Below are 13,334 nucleotides of genomic sequence, written 5' to 3'. Positions count from 1 at the left end.
TACATGTCGTACGCTTGTAAGGAAAGTTCTCGTTTAGAAAGATGAGGCCGCGTTATTTTGTTATCTTATGCGCAATTATTTAGATCTACTGGACGCATTATGACCCACTCATCAAAAGACCCTCTGCACGGCGTGACGCTTGAAGCTATTGTGAATGCGTTAGTTGCACATTTCGGCTGGGAAAAACTGGCAAAACTTATCAATATCAATTGTTTCAAGAGCGACCCAAGCGTGAAGTCCAGCCTCAAATTTTTGCGTCGCACGCCATGGGCGCGCAAAGAAGTCGAAGATCTGTATATCGATATGGTGGAGACAACAAACGAGGCGCCACAAGACCTTCCAGCTGATAGCCCGTGGGCTAACTGGCAAAGTAAGAAAGACCAGGAGTAGCGACCAATAGCGGGGTGAAGTGATGAGTGATTGTCTGGCAAAAATGGGGGCTGCCCGTGTTCGTCGAACGTCATTCCATGGTATCGAATGCATTGAAAAAAGCCCGAGCAGTACAGTCGATTTTCAATTCTATAACCCCGTTCAGGTTTAACAGCTCACTGCGGTTACAGTGCTACAGCGTTATCCGTCACTCCAGCCATCAGCCCTGCAATTGCAGCCAGTACCAAATACGCCATTCTGCTCAGCGAGAGCATGAGTGTTGACGGTCTGGCAAATGACATCGCAGAAACATTTGGCATGTACCAGAAGTACATGGGTGGGTTCGCAGATGTGATGAATGGTGCAGGGAATGTCACTATTATTATCAACGGCGTGCAGGTTACCGTGCCGGGGCAGAAATCACTTGCGAAGAAGGGTGCAAACAGTGACATCACAAGTCTGAGTGGACCGACGACGGCACTCAGTGTTGCGCAAGGCGGAACCGAAGGAGAGCCGATAGATATTCCAGCGGATCAATTTGTTTCGGTGCGTGTTGAGATGCCACAAAACTGTATTTACAACCAGAACCTGATTACATCACATGCTGTTATTGAAGAGGCGCGGGTGAAGTACGAAATGAATCATCAGGCTGAATCAGAAGAGCCACAATCCTGAAAATTTACACAACGCGTAATCCCTTCATCAGTAAAGCCCTTTAACTTGTTTACCCGCGATATTATTGCGGTGGCAATTCGCTGTCTGGAAAAAATCTGGAAGAATGGGTGCCGCTATCAGAAAGCGGGGATTTGTTGGGCGACTTCTTCAGCTAAGGCGTGGCGCTGCTAAATTTGTTTGACGACAATGCACCACGACAGAACAGAGCGTGTTGATGGAAGAGCTCGACTATATCAACCATAAGAAAGGAAAGTGCGCACTGTACTTTGCGAGGCAGGGTATCTAGCCACAGTTGCAGATGAAGCGGGACATGCTTTAACCACGCTATACGACACGTCTTACTGACACCCCAGTTGTGTATGCCAACTAAATCAGGTAGTAACAATCTAGTGAAACGGGAATAGTTATCGCCTAAGATTAGTTTCACTATGTCACATTACAATATTTGAGGACAGGATGGCTGTATCAAGAGAATTTCTACTGAACATTTATGAAAGATGCAATGAACATCTTAGGGAGCAGTCCACAAAGAGAGACCAGGTAATAGCCTTCTACCTTGTGGTCATATCATTTTATTTTGGCTCATATAATAATATCGCCAAGATTTTAACTGGAGCGTATTCTCCCATTTTATTTAACATGGTTATGGTTTTAATTAGCGGGATGACTATAAGAACACTATCTGGATTAAGATCCTGGCATATTCAGTATGGTAATTCAATAGTGCTTTTGAATATGATAATAGCTAGGGATATACTAAACCTGAAAGATGTGGACCGTGTGGCGAATGCATTTTTTGCAGAGAAAGACAGGTGTAACTGTAAAAGGAAAATTAAAGAATTACTCAAAGGAATTGAAAATAGGGTGATTTTTGGAATGATTTTTATTTCTGGGTTGCCTGCTGCAATGCTAATGAAAGAACTGGCGGGAATCATGAAAATCCAAAGTAAGGAAATTATCTTTTTGATGGAGGCTGCTTTCTATCTGGTATTTGTTATTTTTTATATAACGAACACTATAATGATCATTCGTGACTCAGCAAAACATAAAACATGGATAATAAATTTTGGAAAATAAAATATTTGAAAATCAATACATTTCCGTAATGGTGAGTGCTGACGGTTATCTACGTATAGCTCAAAAAAATGGAGGGGTGGTAATTGCACCTAGCTATAACGGTAGCTACTTTTTAATTAAACATTCCCGCGGAGATGAAGTGTTATTGGAGTTTCCTAGAGGGTTTCTTGAGAGTGGCGAGTCACATTTAGAAGGCGGTGAAAGAGAACTTAAGGAGGAGCTTAATTTTGTAGCACAAGATATGGAGGTGCTCGGTGATTTGCGCACAGACTCTGGTCTTATTAGTGATAATGTGAGAGCAATTAGATGCACAATAAAGAATCTCGACACTCTTATGGTTCAGACCGAGGAGGGTGTTCTGTCGTGTGATATATATTCTCGAGACGAAATCATAAACGCTGTAAGGGAAAACAGAATTAAAGATAATTTTACGCTTTCAGTATTGATGCTTCTAATTGCAAAGAATTATATTTAATATATTATTCTCAATAAGCTCAGATCTTTGATCTTTATAATTCCCTATCATCAGCGAAACTGGGTGGTAGGAAAAGTTGCCAGCTGATACTGAGCCATTTTTCGAAATATCCTCTGCTTCTTTACGGCCTACATCTTGCTGCATCCATTCGTGTGCAGTTTCTGGCGGCAGAGCCAATGGTCGTCGGTCATGAATATCGACCGGGCCCTTATCACCTTCCTTCTTCCACTCATACCAACCATCAGCAAATACGATCGCTCGGCCATGATTCCATAACGGTTTAAACATCCGGCTGGTTGCCGCAGTTTCTACCCGCGCGTTTATTAGCGGCTGTTTATCCCACCAACCTGGTGCGTATGACCAAATAACGAGATCAAGATGAAAGGCATCGTCGCGATTATTAAGCAGGAGAACTTTAGTGCCTGGCGCGACATTGTATCAATAAGCATTGGGCCTTTAAACACCACCATTGGCTGCAGAACAAAACAGCAAGCGCGCTTGAGCTGCTGAAGCTACCGAATGAGTCTGTTGCGATTGTTCTCGATATTGAAAAATATGGCGCATGCCTGTTTAGCCCGCAAACGCTTATCTCTGGCGATACCAATGCAGGGAATTAGGGAATAAGAGATCAGGGAGAAGTGGTGTTATATGACTGGGAGCGATTCAGTACCGGCAGCCCAGCAATTGACCTCGCCCCCTTAATTAAAGGGATGGGAAACATCTCTGATTACATTCATATCGCAAAACGATATCAAGACGTTTCACCATCTACTGATGCCGCAGCACTGGCTCAGGAGATTGCTATCTGCAAACTATGGATAGTCACCGAAGTCCTCGATATTCTTTCTCGCAACCATAAGGCTGACCTCAGCAAATATATCGATTGGTATCGTAGACATTTGCCAACGTGGCTAACTCAGCTACGGCAATTTTTACGTTAAACAAATGGCGCTAACGGGTCGGCTGCCGCAAAGGCGATTTCTTTCTCCGGTTTAGGCGGATAAATCAATTCGCTAGTGATAGCTATTTTAATTTTCTTACCCTCCGCGCGGGTAGATTTCACCACCTGATCCCATCCCTCTGTGTAAACCGCACCCCATGCACCTAAATCCAGGCAGGTGACGTAGTTGAGCTGGCTATAAGGATGGGGAGCCACGCCGATGATGTCTGCCGCGACGTTGTTGCCCACAAATCGTCCGAGCATGATCGCGTGCTGGCAGGTCATTAGGGCAGTGTTACCTTTATCATCGGTACGGGCATAAGCCACATCACCGGTCGCATAAATGTCTTCATGGCCAACGACTTTCAGATTTTGATCAACATGCAGGCGACCCTGCGCATCGCGTGTGGCTGGAATTTGCGCGGTAAGTGGGCTGGCTTGTACGCCCATGGTCATAATCACCGTGTTAGAAGCAATAAAATCGCCGTTCTTAAACTTAACGCCATGTTCATTGATAGCCGTAATTTCTGCTTCAAGCCTCCATTCAATACCAAGTTCGTCGCTTGCTTGTTTGATAACTTCACACAGATCTTCGCTGTAACGACCGCCAACCACCGGGCTTCGGTCTGCAATAATCACTCGCACCGGAGTTTCATTTCCCAAAATCGTACGTAAACGAGCAGGGAGCTCGGTTGCCAGTTCAATACCTGTGAAACCACCGCCACAAACCACTACGGTATTACGCGCATGGCTATCGGGTTGCTCCGCTAACCTCTGAAGGTGTTTTTCAAGATGAGCCGCGCTTTCAAGCTTATCGACATCAAAAGCATGCTCATTTGCGCCAGGGAAAATTGGATTGATTTGACTGCCGGTGGCTAATACCAGGCGGTCATAGTGAAGCGCCGCCAACTGGTCTTGCTCGGTGTGATACCACACTTGTTTGCTTGCGACGTCAATCTCACGGGCGGACCCGGCAATAAACTTCACGCCTGTTGCAGCAAACAGCGGTAATAGTGGTGCTGCAAAATTTTCAACTCCCGCCTCATAAAAGCGTGGGCGGATACGCAGCTCTGGCTGCGGTGCGAGGACTGTTATCTCAATATCGTTACGACCGTGAAGATCGGTTAAGCGTGCAGCGCTCAATGCTGCCCACATTCCTGCAAACCCTGCGCCTAAAATAAGAATTTGTTGTTTCATGATTTATCCCTGGTTTTTCTGAGGTCATTGAAAATCTTAACTGCGATCATATTTGTCGTAGTTAAGATTATCAAGGGCTTTAGGGTGATTAGAAATGATTTGCATCTTAATCTTTTGAAATTGATTGATATTTAAAAACAAACTAATAATGGTAACTGACAGGAATTGCTTCAAAACAAGGAAGGATTTATTATTTAACTCAGAATAAACGGAGCGGAGCATTTATGGCATTTTACAGTTCTGGCGTGGAGTACGGTATCCATAGCCTGATGTGTCTGGTTGATAGCAAAGGTGATGGCCGCGAGATGAGCGTGCGGGAAATTGCTGAGCTACAAAACGTTCCGTATGACTATCTGGCAAAGATTTTTACCAAGCTCTCCAAAGCTCAGTTGGTTGAAAGTACCGAAGGAAAAGGTGGAGGATTTCGCCTGGCGAAACCTGCCGATCAGATAACAGTGCTGGATATAGTCGCGGCTATCGATGGTGAAAAATCGATTTTTGACTGTAAAGAGATTCGCCAGCGCATGGCTATCTTTGATGAGCCTGCTCCCGCATGGGCATGCGAAGGCGTGTGTGGTGTGCGCCATGTGATGCAGGTTGCACAGCAACGCATGGAAGAAGCGCTTGCTCAGCACACCGTGTTGGATTTGGCGCGCAGAATGTTTAGAAAAGCGCCGGAAGCATTGCCTATCCAAATTGAAGAGTGGATTGGCCGTCGCCGTAGTGACGCTTAGTATTTAGCTGATGCGGCGTAGCAGAATCACCAGGACAAACACTCCGCCAACACCGGCGGTGATAATCCCAATTGGCAGTTCCTGAGGAGCTGCGAGTGTTCTACTAAGAATGTCACCGGCAGAGAGCAGGATTGCGCCCATTATACCCACCAGTGGTAATAATCTTCGGTGACGCACTCCGGCAAAGGGACGCGCCAGATGCGGTACCATCAACCCAACAAAACCAATCACACCGGTTAGCGAAACCAGGATTGCAGTGGCCATAGAACAGCAGAGGAAAACCTCGGTTCGTAAGCGATTGACGTTAATACCCAGTGACCAGGCGGTTTGCTCTCCAGCCAACAGGGCATCGAGGGCTCGCCAGCGTTGGGATATCAGCACAATAAGAATGGCCAGTGCAGTAGCGGCAAATCCGAGATTCTCCCAGCGCGCAAAACCTAAACCGCCAAGCGCCCAAAACAGTGCATTGCTGGCAGCCCGCTGATCGCCGGAAAAAATCAAGAAGTTGGTCAATGCCCCAAATAAAAATGACACCGCCAGCCCGCATATAATCAGCTTTTCAGTTCCTTTATGTGATTGCGACATAAAGATAATCATCACGGCCGCGGCAGACAGCATCCCACCGACAAATGCGGCTATGGGTAATGTCCACGAACCCAGACTGTCGCCAAGACGGGTTATCACCAGCACCACGCCTGCAGAAGCACCAGAAGAGAGGCCGAATAAAAAGGGATCGGCTAAATCGTTGCGCGTGGTGGTTTGTAGCAAGGAACCGACCAGGGCCAACCCGGAACCGGCAATCATGCCCAGTATCGTGCGTGGTAGCCGTAATTCGAGCACGATGCTTTTTATCATCGGATCGACCTCACCATGCACCAGGCCGAGGGAGGTCAACACTTGTGAAAATGAGAGTGGCACGCTGCCATTCGCAACACTTGCCAGAACGAGCCCCGCAAGCAAAAGCGGGGCGACTATCCATACCAGCAAAAAACGCTTGTTTACGAACATTAGTTAAATGCTGCCGGATAAAATGCGCGGGCAAGTTTAGTAATCGCGGTGATATTGGCAGGGCCTGGTGTCAGTTCCTGATACTTCAGTTTCAGATAGCGATGATGAAGCACCGCTGGCGTATTCTTCATCAGCGGATGTTGTTCCAGGAAACGCCGTAATCCATCAGCGCCACCGTTATAGTCAGACTGATAGTCCATAAGAATAATAAACTCAGGCTCCGCGGCAGCAACACTTTCCCAGTTGGTCGCGGCCCAGCTTTTATCCATCGTGTCCATGACGTTTTTACCGCCAGCAGCTTCGATAATTGCCGTTGGCATGGCATACGCACCGCTGGTGAAAGGCTTATCTTCGCCTGAGTCGTAGAGGAAAACGCGCACTGGTTTATGCCCGGCAGTCTTTTGGGTTAAGTTCGCAACCTCCCTTTTCCAACTATCGACCAATTTCACGGCATCTTCTTCTTTGCCAAAGACTTTCCCCAGGCGCAGCATATCGCCATATAGCAGCTCCATACTGGCGCGTGGGCGATGGCTATTAACGTGGATACAACTTTCACTCAGGATCAGCGTCTTGATGTTAAATTTTGCCAGTGCCTGAGGCGTGACATCACCACGTAAACCGTAATTCCAGCCTGCGAAGAACAGGTCGGGCTTTGCCGCCAGTAACGTTTCCATCGAAGGGTATTTGGGTGCAATCTCCGGGATAGAACCCTGCAAACGAGTAAATGCCGGGATATTTTTGTACCAACCAGAAATGCCACTGACGCCTACGATTTTTGGTTGTAGATGTAGAGCGAAGGCCATTTCAGACATATTGATGTCATGAACGACCATGCGCTTAGGTGCCTCGGTAAACGTCATTGGTTTACCACAGTTATCGACGGTGACCGGGAAGCCAGAGGCACCCGCGCCGCTGGAAATCACGGTCAGAAACGCCGCCAGAATTGATTTTTTCACACATACTCCTGTTTCACTATTGCCGCAAGTGGCTGACCTTGCAGACATGAATAGCGGGGACAGGGTGTCCAGAATGGAACCTCACCTGAGCACACTTCCCGGATAGCGACGTGCGCTAAAATGGCAGAACCGAAAGCGAAACTCTCGCTTCCTGATAAACCGCCGCACCATACAGGAATTGATGGGGTGAATAGGTCTGGTCAGATCAAACAATGCTTAGTTATTTGTATTTCAATCAAATTGTGATGGCAGGGCTTCGAAGATGCGCAGTGTTTTGCCATTGTTGGGATGTGTAACATGCAGGCTCTGCATACCGAATATCTTTGCAAGCCAGGGGGAGTCCAGAACCTGCGCCGGCGTACCTCGGCAAATCAGTTGCCCCTGGTTCATCATCAGAACCTGGTCTGAGAAAGGTTGAATTAATTCAAGATCATGCAACACCGCAATGGTGGTGATGTTTTTGTGTCTGACGAGGCTGAGCAACTGATGACGGGCAAGTGGATCGAGATGATTGGTCGGTTCGTCCAACAACAGCAAAGCCGGTTGTTGTGCCAGAACACGGGCTAAACCTGCTCGTTGGCGCTCACCGCCGGATAATTTCCCCAAAGAAACCTGTTGTAAATGCGTGATACCGACATCATCAATCGCTTCAGTAATGGCCTTTTCATGTTCGACATTTGGATATTCGGCCTGCCAGGGAATGCGCCCCAATGCCACATATTCCCGGACTGTTAGACGTAAATCTGCATTATCATGTTGGGTCAGTAGCGCGACGGAGCGCGCGCGTTCAATGGGTTTCATGCTGCTTAACGCTTTACCCCGAATCACAATCTCGCCGCGGGCGGGTAGCAGTTCGCTGATGATAAGCCGTAACACAGTCGATTTCCCGCTACCATTTGGCCCTATTATCGAAACAAACTCACCGGGATAAATATCAAATGACACCGCATTCACCTGGGGTGTTTTACCGGCAAAGAAGTGGGTTAGGTCACGAACAGATAGCAGGCTTTCAGGCGCGTTCATTGGCAATATCATTAGCTGAAAATGGCGCTTAGGATAGCAGCCATGTTTAGCCTGGCAAGCAGTAAGGATCGATAATCAGTTGCCAATGTCTTCGCTATATAATTTAATATATATCGAATTTACTCCTTTCCCAGATGGCAATTATGTTAATCCTTCGTAATATCGTCCTGGTTTTTGCCAGTATGTTTTTCGCATTGAACGCTCAGGCAGACAGAATCATCACTGACCAACTTGGTCGCCAGGTTACTATTCCTGATCATGTTGAAAAAGTGGTGGTGTTACAGCATCAGACCCTGAATCTATTGGTTCAGCTCAATGCACAAAATGAAATAGCAGGTGTGATGACCAGCTGGAAAAAACAGCTTGGCCCTGAGTTTTCACGCTTTATGCCTGAGATTACCTCGCTGCCGACGCCGGGTGATCTCACCTCGGTAAATATCGAAAGCTTGCTGGCTATTCATCCGCAAGTGGTATTCGTCGCCAACTATGCGCCCGCTGAGATGATTCAGCAGATTCAAAGTGCTGGAATACCTGTCGTGGCAGTCTCTTTGAGAAAAGATGCTGACGGGCAGCAGGATAAAATGAATCCGACGATGGCGGATGAAGAGCAGGCCTACAACGAAGGGCTAAAACAAGGTATCCGCCTGATTGCAGATGTGGTGGGGCGCAAACCTGAGGGTGAAGCACTCATCAAGTATACCTTTGCGGCGCGCGAGAAATTTAACGCACCGGTTGCAAATATCCCGGATACGCAGAAAGTGCGTGTCTACATGGCGAACCCTGATTTGATGACTTATGGCTCAGGAAAATACACTGGGCTTATGATGAAACACGCAGGTGCGCTGAACGTCGCCGCAGCCAGCGTAAAAGGGGCGCGCCAGGTTTCTCTGGAACAGGTATTACAGTGGAATCCACAAGTTATCTTCGTGCAAGATCGCTATCCGCAGGTGGTAACTGAAATCCTGAATGACCCGAACTGGCAGGGTATTGATGCCGTGAAAAACCATCGTGTCTGGTTAATGCCGGAATACGCGAAAGCCTGGGGTTACCCAATGCCGGAAGCCCTGGCGATTGGTGAATTGTGGATGGCGAAAAAACTCTATCCGGATGCCTACAAAAACGTCGATGTTGATGCCCAGGCGCAAGATTATTACCATAACTTTTATCGTGTGAACTGGCAGACCGATGCTAAGCAGTGAGTCATTTATTCCCCAGCAACTGGTACTGATTATCTCAGTGCTTTTGTTGGGAGTTGCTTCACTTTGCGTAGGTCAATATTCACTTACGCTCAGTGAAGTTCTCCATCAGCTAACGCATTACTCCGATACGCAAGGTATTGCCAACCAGGTCATCTGGACGGTAAGAATGCCGCGTATTCTGATGGCGTTGCTTGCCGGTGGTGCGCTGGGGTTATGTGGAGCAACCCTGCAAGGGGTTTTCCATAATCCGCTGGTTGATCCACATATCATCGGCGTGACGTCAGGCGCAGCCTTTGGCGGCACACTGGCGATTCTGCTAGGTCTTGAACCATTATTGATGATGGGGTCGACATTTTTCTTCGGACTGAGTGCATTGATTCTGGTCTATGCGATTGCCGCTTTGCAGGGGCGAGAAAACGCGTTGGTGCTTATTCTCTCCGGCATCATTCTGAGTGGTTTTTTTGCAGCCCTGGTAAGCCTTATTCAATATCAGGCCGATACAGAAGAAGTTTTACCTAACATCGTCTTCTGGTTGTTGGGGAGTTTCGCGACCGCCAACTGGCATAAAGTTATAATGCTGGCTGTTCCGGTCATGATTTCTACCGCGATTTTATTCCAGTTACGTTGGCGCATTAATTTATTGTCACTTAACGATAAAGACGCGCAGGCATTGGGTGTTTCCGTGGTACCACTTCGACGCAGCGTACTGGTTTGCTGTGCATTTTTGGTCGCAGCACAGGTGGCTGTCAGCGGCAGTATCGCGTGGGTGGGATTAGTCATTCCTCATCTGGCGCGTCTTCTGGTGGGAGTTGACCATCGCCGTTTGCTCCCTACAGCATTCTGGATGGGGGGCGGTTTTATGATTGTCGTCGATGATATTGCCCGCACGTTAATGCAAGCCGAAATCCCACTGGGAATCATCACCGCTTTATTGGGGGCACCGCTGTTTACCTTTTTGCTAATACACTCAAGCCGCAGAGGCCGTCGATGAAAACGGGTGAACTACGTGTTCAGCGACTGTTATATGGACACAAAGAGCCGTTGTTTGAACCGCTCAGCTTTCACTGCCAGCAAGGGGAGGTTTGGGCAGTTCTCGGACGTAACGGTTTGGGGAAAAGTACTTTACTTGACACACTGACAGGTACATTAAAACCCCTTGCTGGGAATATAGAGAATGAGGGCGGAATTGGTATTGTTGCGCAACATTCGCACTTGCCCTTTCCGTACACAGTAAGCGATGTGGTGCTGATGGGAAGGGCGCAGCATGTGAAGCTATTTTCACAGCCGGGTAGTGAGGACAAGCATAAAGTTATCGAGGCGCTAGAACAGTTAAATATTGCACAGTTGGTTTCAACGCCTTTTACTTCCCTCTCTGGCGGGCAGCAGCAATTAGTGATGATTGCCCGCGCACTTGTGACTGCCAGCCAAATCTTATTGTTGGATGAACCTTGCTCAGCACTAGATTTAGCTAACCAACAGGTAGTGTTACAACTGATTAGCGATCTGGCTCACCGCCAGCAACGCGGCATCGTTTTTACCACCCATGACCCAGTTCATGCATTACAGGTCGCAACTCATACGCTGCTACTTTTGCCTGGAGGGAAATGGTTGGCCGGCACGACCGATACCATCGTTAATGAAGCGAATCTGTATCAAGCGTATGGTTTAACGTTGCGTAAAATAAGGATGGACAACTACGCCACCCCATTTGTTGCGCCACTCTTTACGATTGAGAAGTGAGTGGTAAAAAACCCGCGCTAGTCAGAAACGCTTGTCCTTTATGGCTAAGAATAAATTCAACCAGCGCTATTACCTCTGCGGAGTTTTCGAGCACAGCCAGCTGATATTCGCATCGAATATTGTGCTCAGGCGCAATCGCGACGCAACGGATATCCGGTTGCTCGGCCAACGCTTTGCCATAATGCGCATAGCCGATAAACACATCAGCGAAGCCCTGGCGCAAAACCCACGCGCAAGCCAGTTCACCCGACGGGACGCTGAGTGTGTCACGGCCACCGACCAGTGGAATTGCCCGCAGGCGCAGTTGCTGCCCGAGACCTTGGTGAAACTGTTCGAGTTTATCAAACAGTGCCCATGTGTAATCACCAGACGGGTCACACCCAGGCGTGGATGTACCAACCCTTAATGCTGGGTCAGTGAGCAAGTCCAGCCAGTCGCCGTTTTTTTGCGTAGTTAATACCAGTTGATTCCAGGTGAAGGTTTCGGTTTTGATCGCTTTACCTGTCGCAAGTAAGTGTTGAGGATGCTCCCGGTTGGCAGAAGCGAAAAGGGCGCAGGGTTCTCCCGCTTCAATGCGCTCTCTCAATAACCCTGCCGGGCCGTATTGCGCTGCAACCTCAATCCCGGTGAGATGGGTGAAATGGTTAAGTAGCGGGGTTAAAGCCAGTCGTAAACTGCCTGCGGCAAGCAAAGGTAAAACGCACGTCATTATTTTTAGTTCTCTCGCTGAAGGTTTGGTTCAGCAGATATAAACCATCATGCTTAACTTTTACTAATGGTTTTTGTCAATTTCAAAATCGCACTGCGTTATTATTCAGGCAGTACGCAAGGGGGTTAATCTGCAAATGCCCAAATGATAAATTTATATAACTTGTAGGTTAGAAAACCAAAACTTAGTGCGAAGAAAATCGACGCTATAGATAGCCTGGGATATAGATATTTTGGCATGTAATAGTAAAGATCAGAAAAAATCCACTTTGTCACCAGGTAGCTTAAGAACGAAAAGAAATATGCTTCAGCTATATTTTTACTTTTACGTTTCATGAGTAAAGACTCCGTCAATAATCAAGTGAAGAAATAACCTTATATAACATTCATCGTAATATCCACTTAATTAGCTGGTTGGCTGCTTTTTGCGCACGCCACGTTGATCTTTAACATCAAATTATTTCCAGTTAAATTTTGTATAAAATTAAACAAAGAAAATAAAATTCAGCACAAATTAAATAACACGCAACACTGTTGAAACATAAAATCCGCATTCTTATTTTTGGTATTTGGCAACAGAATTTGTTCGTTTTGCCGCCTATTTTTTTGAATCAGGATATAGATGAAGTACAAAAAGCTCATTCTAATTGCCGCTTTGGCTATTGCGGGTTGTAGCGCAAAGGGCGATACGGCTAGCCAGCAACGAAGTGCCATTCAGCAGATGCGAATTGATACGCTGATAAAACTGTATAAAGTCCACCCTGAAGCCCGCAGTGAGATTCTGAAGTCAAAAGGGTATGCGGTGTTCTCCAATAATAGCAGTAAGATTTTATTATTTGGATTTGGCAGTGGATATGGTGTTGTGAAAGACCTCAGGTCAGGGAAAGACACCTATATGAAGATGGCACAGGCCGGGGCAGGACTGGGGATGGGAGTGAAGCAACAGCGAACCGTACTGGTGTTTAAGGACAGCAAAGCGCTGAGCAATTTCATTAAGAATGGCTATATTGTCGGCGCTGATGCGAATGCCGCGGCTAAATATGACGATAAAGGGTTGCCTGCGCTGGGGGCTTCGGCAAGTGCTGTCGCTCCGGACAATGTAGCAGTGCCTAACCCCGTGGGTGTATACGAACTCACCGAAAAAGGCCTTGCCGCACAAGCCATGGTTAATGGTTACAAATACTGGCCAGATGAAGCTCTGAACAGTAAGTGATGTAGAGAAGCTAACGGCAC

At 47.3% G+C, this 13,334-nt stretch carries 15 protein-coding genes and 2 pseudogenes; 11 read left to right on the top strand and 6 right to left on the bottom strand.

Features of this window, described 5'->3' with window-relative positions; all coding sequences use genetic code 11:
- The first annotated feature begins 99 nt into the window (after positions 1–99).
- From LVQ76_RS07365 to LVQ76_RS07345, 5 genes and pseudogenes are all read left to right on the top strand, one after another.
- On the top strand, positions 100–390 hold the full coding sequence (locus LVQ76_RS07365; protein WP_154150454.1) for a VF530 family protein: 291 nt from the start codon (positions 100–102) through the stop codon (positions 388–390).
- A 252-nt stretch (positions 391–642) separates the two neighbouring features.
- Positions 643–1,044: a phage tail fiber protein gene (locus tag LVQ76_RS07360; RefSeq protein WP_232921307.1), complete on the top strand. Its 402-nt coding sequence runs from the start codon at positions 643–645 to the stop codon at positions 1,042–1,044.
- A 51-nt stretch (positions 1,045–1,095) separates the two neighbouring features.
- A pseudogene (locus LVQ76_RS07355) lies at positions 1,096–1,363 on the top strand (DUF4113 domain-containing protein); the annotation flags it as partial.
- Positions 1,364–1,500: 137 nt separating this feature from the next.
- Positions 1,501–2,121, top strand: a complete 621-nt coding sequence (locus tag LVQ76_RS07350) for a hypothetical protein (protein WP_232921306.1) — start codon at positions 1,501–1,503, stop codon at positions 2,119–2,121.
- Positions 2,111–2,596 (top strand): NUDIX hydrolase, encoded by a 486-nt coding sequence (locus LVQ76_RS07345; protein ID WP_232921305.1) that lies wholly within the window; start codon positions 2,111–2,113, stop codon positions 2,594–2,596. Before LVQ76_RS07350 ends, LVQ76_RS07345 begins: the two co-directional genes overlap by 11 nt.
- Here LVQ76_RS07345 and LVQ76_RS07340 read toward each other — a convergent pair.
- Positions 2,573–3,034, bottom strand: a pseudogene (locus LVQ76_RS07340) (SOS response-associated peptidase family protein); the annotation flags it as partial. The gene LVQ76_RS07345 and the pseudogene LVQ76_RS07340 overlap by 24 nt on opposite strands.
- Before the next feature lie 203 nt (positions 3,035–3,237).
- Between LVQ76_RS07340 and LVQ76_RS07335 the strand changes: the two are divergent.
- Positions 3,238–3,537: a hypothetical protein gene (locus LVQ76_RS07335; RefSeq protein WP_232921304.1), complete on the top strand. Its 300-nt coding sequence runs from the start codon at positions 3,238–3,240 to the stop codon at positions 3,535–3,537.
- Here the strand turns inward: LVQ76_RS07335 and LVQ76_RS07330 are convergent.
- Complete coding sequence (locus tag LVQ76_RS07330; RefSeq protein WP_232921303.1) at positions 3,534–4,733, bottom strand: NAD(P)/FAD-dependent oxidoreductase; 1,200 nt, start codon at positions 4,731–4,733, stop codon at positions 3,534–3,536. The genes LVQ76_RS07335 and LVQ76_RS07330 overlap by 4 nt on opposite strands.
- Positions 4,734–4,957: 224 nt before the next feature.
- Here LVQ76_RS07330 and LVQ76_RS07325 point away from each other — a divergent pair, with 224 nt between their 5' ends.
- On the top strand, positions 4,958–5,467 hold the full coding sequence (locus tag LVQ76_RS07325; RefSeq protein WP_034455602.1) for an RrF2 family transcriptional regulator: 510 nt from the start codon (positions 4,958–4,960) through the stop codon (positions 5,465–5,467).
- Between the two features lie 3 nt (positions 5,468–5,470).
- Here LVQ76_RS07325 and LVQ76_RS07320 read toward each other — a convergent pair whose 3' ends face one another.
- The 3 genes from LVQ76_RS07320 to LVQ76_RS07310 form a co-directional block, all read right to left on the bottom strand.
- Positions 5,471–6,475: a FecCD family ABC transporter permease gene (locus tag LVQ76_RS07320; RefSeq protein WP_232921302.1), complete on the bottom strand. Its 1,005-nt coding sequence runs from the start codon at positions 6,473–6,475 to the stop codon at positions 5,471–5,473.
- Positions 6,475–7,431, bottom strand: coding sequence for an ABC transporter substrate-binding protein (locus tag LVQ76_RS07315; protein WP_232921301.1), 957 nt, complete (start codon positions 7,429–7,431; stop codon positions 6,475–6,477). Before LVQ76_RS07315 ends, LVQ76_RS07320 begins: the two co-directional genes overlap by 1 nt.
- Before the next feature lie 231 nt (positions 7,432–7,662).
- Positions 7,663–8,454, bottom strand: coding sequence for an ABC transporter ATP-binding protein (locus LVQ76_RS07310; RefSeq protein ID WP_232865820.1), 792 nt, complete (start codon positions 8,452–8,454; stop codon positions 7,663–7,665).
- Positions 8,455–8,597: 143 nt separating this feature from the next.
- Here LVQ76_RS07310 and LVQ76_RS07305 point away from each other — a divergent pair, with 143 nt between their 5' ends.
- From LVQ76_RS07305 to LVQ76_RS07295, 3 genes are read left to right on the top strand one after another with little or no spacing between them, the layout of a single operon-like run.
- Positions 8,598–9,653: an ABC transporter substrate-binding protein gene (locus LVQ76_RS07305; protein WP_232921300.1), complete on the top strand. Its 1,056-nt coding sequence runs from the start codon at positions 8,598–8,600 to the stop codon at positions 9,651–9,653.
- Positions 9,640–10,644 carry a FecCD family ABC transporter permease gene (locus LVQ76_RS07300; RefSeq protein ID WP_232921299.1) on the top strand — a complete coding sequence of 335 codons (1,005 nt, stop codon included), beginning with the start codon at positions 9,640–9,642 and terminating at the stop codon, positions 10,642–10,644. The genes LVQ76_RS07305 and LVQ76_RS07300 overlap by 14 nt, the downstream gene beginning before the upstream one ends.
- Complete coding sequence (locus tag LVQ76_RS07295) at positions 10,641–11,393, top strand: ABC transporter ATP-binding protein (RefSeq protein WP_232921298.1); 753 nt, start codon at positions 10,641–10,643, stop codon at positions 11,391–11,393. Before LVQ76_RS07300 ends, LVQ76_RS07295 begins: the two co-directional genes overlap by 4 nt.
- On the opposite strand, the gene LVQ76_RS07290 is transcribed toward LVQ76_RS07295, so the two are convergent.
- Positions 11,377–12,102 carry a substrate-binding domain-containing protein gene (locus LVQ76_RS07290; RefSeq protein WP_232921297.1) on the bottom strand — a complete coding sequence of 242 codons (726 nt, stop codon included), beginning with the start codon at positions 12,100–12,102 and terminating at the stop codon, positions 11,377–11,379. The genes LVQ76_RS07295 and LVQ76_RS07290 overlap by 17 nt on opposite strands.
- 621 nt (positions 12,103–12,723) lie before the next feature.
- Here LVQ76_RS07290 and LVQ76_RS07285 point away from each other — a divergent pair.
- A complete protein-coding gene (locus tag LVQ76_RS07285; RefSeq protein ID WP_232921296.1) occupies positions 12,724–13,314 on the top strand; it encodes a lipid-binding SYLF domain-containing protein in 591 nt (196 codons plus the stop codon).
- The last annotated feature ends 20 nt before the right edge of the window (positions 13,315–13,334 follow it).

Source organism: Buttiauxella cochleicola (assembly GCF_021283185.1).
Lineage (GTDB): Bacteria > Pseudomonadota > Gammaproteobacteria > Enterobacterales > Enterobacteriaceae > Buttiauxella > Buttiauxella massiliensis.
Note: the sequence above shows the minus strand (reverse complement) of the source record. Positions and strands in the feature narration are given on the sequence as shown.

Coding starts and splice junctions, on each gene's coding strand:
- LVQ76_RS07365 (WP_154150454.1), top strand. CDS start 100: ATGACCCACTCATCAAAAGACCCTCTGCACGGCGTGACGCTTGAAGCT.
- LVQ76_RS07360 (WP_232921307.1), top strand. CDS start 643: ATGAGTGTTGACGGTCTGGCAAATGACATCGCAGAAACATTTGGCATG.
- LVQ76_RS07350 (WP_232921306.1), top strand. CDS start 1,501: ATGGCTGTATCAAGAGAATTTCTACTGAACATTTATGAAAGATGCAAT.
- LVQ76_RS07330 (WP_232921303.1), bottom strand. CDS start 4,733: ATGAAACAACAAATTCTTATTTTAGGCGCAGGGTTTGCAGGAATGTGG.
- LVQ76_RS07325 (WP_034455602.1), top strand. CDS start 4,958: ATGGCATTTTACAGTTCTGGCGTGGAGTACGGTATCCATAGCCTGATG.
- LVQ76_RS07320 (WP_232921302.1), bottom strand. CDS start 6,475: ATGTTCGTAAACAAGCGTTTTTTGCTGGTATGGATAGTCGCCCCGCTT.
- LVQ76_RS07310 (WP_232865820.1), bottom strand. CDS start 8,454: ATGAACGCGCCTGAAAGCCTGCTATCTGTTCGTGACCTAACCCACTTC.
- LVQ76_RS07305 (WP_232921300.1), top strand. CDS start 8,598: ATGTTAATCCTTCGTAATATCGTCCTGGTTTTTGCCAGTATGTTTTTC.
- LVQ76_RS07300 (WP_232921299.1), top strand. CDS start 9,640: ATGCTAAGCAGTGAGTCATTTATTCCCCAGCAACTGGTACTGATTATC.
- LVQ76_RS07295 (WP_232921298.1), top strand. CDS start 10,641: ATGAAAACGGGTGAACTACGTGTTCAGCGACTGTTATATGGACACAAA.
- LVQ76_RS07290 (WP_232921297.1), bottom strand. CDS start 12,102: ATGACGTGCGTTTTACCTTTGCTTGCCGCAGGCAGTTTACGACTGGCT.
- LVQ76_RS07285 (WP_232921296.1), top strand. CDS start 12,724: ATGAAGTACAAAAAGCTCATTCTAATTGCCGCTTTGGCTATTGCGGGT.